The sequence below is a fragment of the Tractidigestivibacter scatoligenes genome (genome assembly GCF_001494635.1).
Classification (GTDB): domain Bacteria; phylum Actinomycetota; class Coriobacteriia; order Coriobacteriales; family Atopobiaceae; genus Tractidigestivibacter; species Tractidigestivibacter scatoligenes.
The window spans coordinates 1-5,201 of sequence record NZ_LOJF01000014.1 but is presented as its reverse complement, the minus strand read 5'-3'; the positions used below and the strand labels follow the sequence as shown (position 1 = coordinate 5,201).

3 rRNA genes are annotated in these 5,201 nt (G+C 65.0%); all 3 read right to left on the bottom strand.

The window, feature by feature from the left end:
* Positions 1-53: 53 nt before the first annotated feature.
* Positions 54-169 (bottom strand): 5S ribosomal RNA (gene rrf / locus AUL39_RS10725).
* Positions 170-270: 101 nt separating this feature from the next.
* Positions 271-3,207: ribosomal RNA gene (locus AUL39_RS10720) — 23S ribosomal RNA — on the bottom strand.
* 242 nt (positions 3,208-3,449) lie between these two features.
* Positions 3,450-4,964, bottom strand: a 16S ribosomal RNA gene (locus tag AUL39_RS10715).
* The 16S, 23S and 5S rRNA genes sit together here, the layout of an rRNA operon.
* Positions 4,965-5,201: the final 237 nt, after the last annotated feature.

The window sequence follows — 5,201 nt, the reverse complement described above, 5'->3', positions numbered from 1 at the left end:
AGGGGCCCCGCGCTCGGCGCGGGGCCCCTCCTGTGGCGAAAACGCCCCCAGTCGGCCAGCGGCGTCCTGGTCTCCCACGGGCTGGACCCGCAGTACAATCGGCGCTCGGGGGCTTAACTTCCGGGTTCGGGATGGGACCGGGTGTGCCTCCCCTGCCATGGCCGCTGGCCGTCTGGGGGCGTTCTGCCTCCGGGGTGGTCCCACCGTGCCCTGGGGGCCGCACAGCGCGCGCAAGCGTCGAGTCCCCCCGGGACCGCCCATGGGAAGGGCATGCGGAGGAGCTCGGCCGATTAGTGCCGCTCGGCTGAGGCGGTCGCCCGCCTTGCACCTGCGGCCTATCGAACTCGTGGTCTACGAGTGGCCTTACCGAAGGGAGATCTCATCTCGGGACGGGCTTCCCGCTTAGATGCCTTCAGCGGTTATCCCGACCGGACTCAGCTACCGGGCAGTGCTCTTGGTGAACAACCCGTGCACCGGAGGTCCGTCCACCCCGGTCCTCTCGTACTAGGGGCAGCCTCCCTCAGATCTCCTGCGCCCACAGAGGATAGGGACCGAACTGTCTCACGACGTTCTGAACCCAGCTCGCGTACCGCTTTGAATGGCGAACAGCCATACCCTTGGGACCTGCTCCAGCCCCAGGATGCGATGAGCCGACATCGAGGTGCCAAACCTTCCCGTCGATGTGGACTCTTGGGGAAGATCAGCCTGTTATCCCCGGAGTACCTTTTATCCGTTGAGCGACGGCCGTTCCACGCCGGGCCGCCGGATCACTAGAGCCTGGTTTCCCACCTGCTCGACCTGTCCGTCTCGCAGTCAGGCCTGCTTATGCTCTTGCACTCAGACGGGCGGTTGCCGACCGCCCAGAGCAGACCTTCGCGCGCCTCCGTTACTCTTTGGGAGGCGACCGCCCCAGTCAAACTACCCACCTGGCACGGTCCCCGCGCCGGGTCACGGCCGCGGGTTAGGACGCCAGTTCGTCGGGGGTGGTATTCCAAGGGCGACTCCCCCGGGACTGGCGTCCCGGGTTCACGGTCTCCCACCTATCCTCTACGCGACGGACCGGCGGCCAATGCCAAGCTGCAGTAAAGGTTCACGGGGTCTTTCCGTCCTTCTGCGGGTAAGTCGCATCTTCACGACTAGTGCAATTTCGCCGGGGCCATGGTTGAGACAGCGTCCAAGTCGTTACGCCTTTCGTGCAGGTCGGAACTTACCCGACAAGGAATTTCGCTACCTTAGGACCGTTATAGTTACGGCCGCCGTTTACCGGGGCTTGGATTCGCCGCTTCGCCGAAGCTGACGGCTCCTCGTGACCTTCCGGCACCGGGCAGGCGTCAGACCCTATACGTCGCCTTACGGCTTCAGCAGAGTCCTGTGTTTTTGGTAAACAGTCGCTTGGACCTATTCGCTGCGGCCGCCCTGGGCTCCGGGAGCTGGTCCCATCACCCGAGGCGGCACCCCTTCTCCCGAAGTTACGGGGTGATTTTGCCGAGTTCCTTAACCATGGTTCTCCCGATCGCCTTGGTATACTCTACCCACCCACCTGTGTCGGTTTGCGGTACGGGCCCCGGGCGGCTGCCTAGGGGTTTTTCTCGGGAGCATGGGCTCACTCGCTTCGCTCAGTCGCTTCGTCCGGCGCCTCGGGCACGTGGCACCCGCGCTTCGCAAGGTGCCGCCCTACGCGCCATCACGGGGACGTCCAGAACCCCGCCGAGCTACCCTCCTCCGTCGCCCCATCGGTCGTAGCGCCACCACGGGGGTGCAGGAATGTCGACCTGCCATGCGTCGGCTACGCCTTCCGGCCTCGCCTTAGCCCCCGACTGACCCTGGGAGGATTAGCCTTGCCCAGGAAACCTTGGGTTCACGGCGGCGGCGTTTCGTCACGCCGCTCTCGCTACTCATGCCAGCATCCTCACTCCCGGCAGGTCCACCGGGGGTCGTCCCCCGGCTTCGCCCCTGACGGGAAGCTCCCCTACCACCGGACTGCGTCCGGTCCGCCGCTTCGGCGCCGTGCTTAGCCCCGTATATTGTCGGCGCATGTCCACTCGACCAGTGAGCTGTTACGCACTCTTTGAATGGGTGGCTGCTTCTGAGCCAACATCCTGGTTGTCTGGGCAGACGCACATCCTTTGCCACTCGGCACGGACTTGGGGGCCTTGGCGGGCGGTCTGGGCTGTTTCCCTCTCGAACACACAGCTTAGCCCACATGTTCTGACTCCCGGGCTCCGGGCCCTGGGTATTCGGAGTTCGGTTGGCTTTGGTAGGCGGTGAGGCCCCCGCGGCCATCCGGTGCTCTACCCCCCAGGGTAAGCGCCCGAGGCTAGCCCTAAAGCTATTTCGGGGAGAACGAGATATCTCCGGGTTTGATAGGCCTTTCACCCCTATCCGCGGGTCATCCCCCCAGTTTTCAACCTAGGTGGGTTCGGCCCTCCACGGGGTCTTACCCCCGCTTCAGCCTGCCCGTGGATAGCTCACCCGGCTTCGCGTCTGCGGCGCGCGACTGCTCGCCCTGTTCGGACTCGCTCTCGCTACGGCTCGCTTCGCGGCTTGGCCTCGCCGCGCACCGCAACTCGCTGGCTCATTCTACAAAAGGCACGCCGTCACAGCCACGAGGGCTGCTCCGACTGCTTGTGGGCACGCGGTTTCAGGTGCTGTTTCACTCCCCTCCCGGGGTGCTTTTCACCTTTCCCTCACGGTACTGGTCCACTATCGGTCACAGGAGAGTGTTCAGGCTTGGAGGGTGGTCCCCCCTGCTTCCCACCGGGTTTCACGTGTCCGGCGGTACTCGGGTGCCACCCGGCAGGGCGCGGGGCTTCGCGTACGGGGCTGTGACCCTGTCTCGCCGGCCCTCCCAGGCCGTTCCGCTGCCTCGCGCCTTTCTCACTGCCATGTTGGGTGGTCCCACAACCCCGGCGGCTGTCGCCAGCGCGCCGGTTTGGCCTGGTCCCCTTTCGCTCGCCACTACTCGGGGAATCTCGTTTGATTTCTCTTCCTCGGGGTACTTAGATGTTTCAGTTCCCCCGGTTGCCCCCCGCCCGCGTATGTGTTCTGCGGGCGGGCGCCGGGCCTCAAGTCCCGGCGGGTTCTCCCATTCGGAGACCCACGGCTCGTGCGGGCATGTGCCCCTGGCCGTGGACTATCGCGGCTTGTCGCGTCCTTCGTCGGCTTCCTGTGCCAAGGCATCCACCGTGTGCCCTTGGTATCCTTCGCGCCGGCATCGCCGGCGCCCTTCTCTCTCACGTTCACATATCGTGCATGATGCGATCCACTAATTGGAGAATCTTCGTTTGCGTCACGCTATGCGGCTCTCAGGGTGCGGCGGGGGCTGGCCCCGGGGACCGGACGCCGTGCGCCTCGCGGCGCGACGAAGTGCATGACCAGCGAGCGTGGTCTGGTGACGGGACCCGTCCGTCTGAAATGGTGTCTCTTTCTCTCTTCGGGTGTCTCCCTAGAAAGGAGGTGATCCAGCCGCACCTTCCGGTACGGCTACCTTGTTACGACTTCACCCCCCTTACCAGCCACACCTTCGGCGCCTCCCCCCATTGCTGGTTGGGCCGGCGACTTCGGGTGCAGTCGACTCGGGTGGTGTGACGGGCGGTGTGTACAAGGCCCGGGAACGCATTCACCGCGGCGTGCTGATCCGCGATTACTAGCAACTCCGACTTCGCGGGGGCGGGTTGCAGCCCCCGGTCCGAACTGGGGCCGGCTTTGGGGATTCGCTCGGCGTCGCCGCCTGGCAGCCCGCTGTGCCGGCCATTGTAGCACGTGTGCAGCCCAGGGCATAAGGGGCATGATGACTTGACGTCGTCCCCGCCCTCCTCCGGCTTGACGCCGGCGGTCTCGCATGGGTGCCCGGCCGGACCGCTGGCAACATGCGACGGGGGTTGCGCTCGTTGCGGGACTTAACCCAACATCTCACGACACGAGCTGACGACAGCCATGCACCACCTGTCTTGGCTCCTCTCGGCCACGGCGTCTCCGCCGCTTCACCAAGATGTCAAGCCCTGGTAAGGTTCTTCGCGTTGCTTCGAATTAAGCCACATGCTCCGCTGCTTGTGCGGGCCCCCGTCAATTCCTTTGAGTTTTAGCCTTGCGGCCGTACTCCCCAGGCGGGACACTTAATGCGTTGGCTGCGGCACGGAGGGGCGTCCCCCCCACACCTAGTGTCCATCGTTTACGGCTGGGACTACCAGGGTATCTAATCCTGTTCGCTCCCCCAGCTTTCGCTCCTCAGCGTCAGTTGTGGCCCAGAAGGCCGCCTTCGCCACCGGTGTTCTTCCCGATATCTGCGCATTCCACCGCTACACCGGGAATTCCGCCTTCCCCTACCAAACTCAAGCCCGCCGGTATCGGGAGCGGCCGGGGGTTGGGCCCCCGCATTTGACTCCCGACCTAGCAGGCCGCCTACGAGCGCTTTACGCCCAATGAATCCGGATAACGCTCGCCCCCTACGTATTACCGCGGCTGCTGGCACGTAGTTAGCCGGGGCTTCTTCTGCAGGTACCGTCACCTTGCGGCCTCGTCCCTGCTGAAAGCGGTTTACGACCCGAGGGCCTTCCTCCCGCACGCGGCGTCGCTGCGTCAGGCTTCCGCCCATTGCGCAAGATTCCCCACTGCTGCCTCCCGTAGGAGTCTGGGCCGTGTCTCAGTCCCAATCTGGCTGGTCGGTCTCTCAACCCAGCTACCCATAGTCGCCTTGGTGGGCCGTTGCCCCGCCAACTAGCTAACAGGCCGCGGGCCCATCCCCCCCCGCCGGAGCTTTCCCGCCCCTCCCATGCGGAGGGGGCGGTGTATCCGGTATTACCCACGGTTTCCCGAGGCTGTCCCGGGGAGGGGGGCAGGTTGCCCACGTGTTACTCAGCCGTTCGCCACTGCCTCGCCCACCGAGGTGGGTCCGGCCGTTCGACTTGCATGTGTTAGGCGCGCCGCCAGCGTTCATCCTGAGCCAGGATCGAACTCTCCGTTCGGAGCGCCGCATCGCTGCGGCGTATGATCTCCTTATGGACGTCCGGGTCCCACTCCAAGACCACGCTGATCTCGGACTTCACTGGAATCGACTCGGCGCCGTGCCACCGGGCACGGCATTCGAGCATCGCTAGTCTGTCCTTCGTCGTCCGATCTCTCGGACACGGTATCCGGTTCTCAGGGTGCCCCGCGGCGTCCGTCCGTGTGGGGCGTGCGCCGCGCGAGGTAGAAATATACGC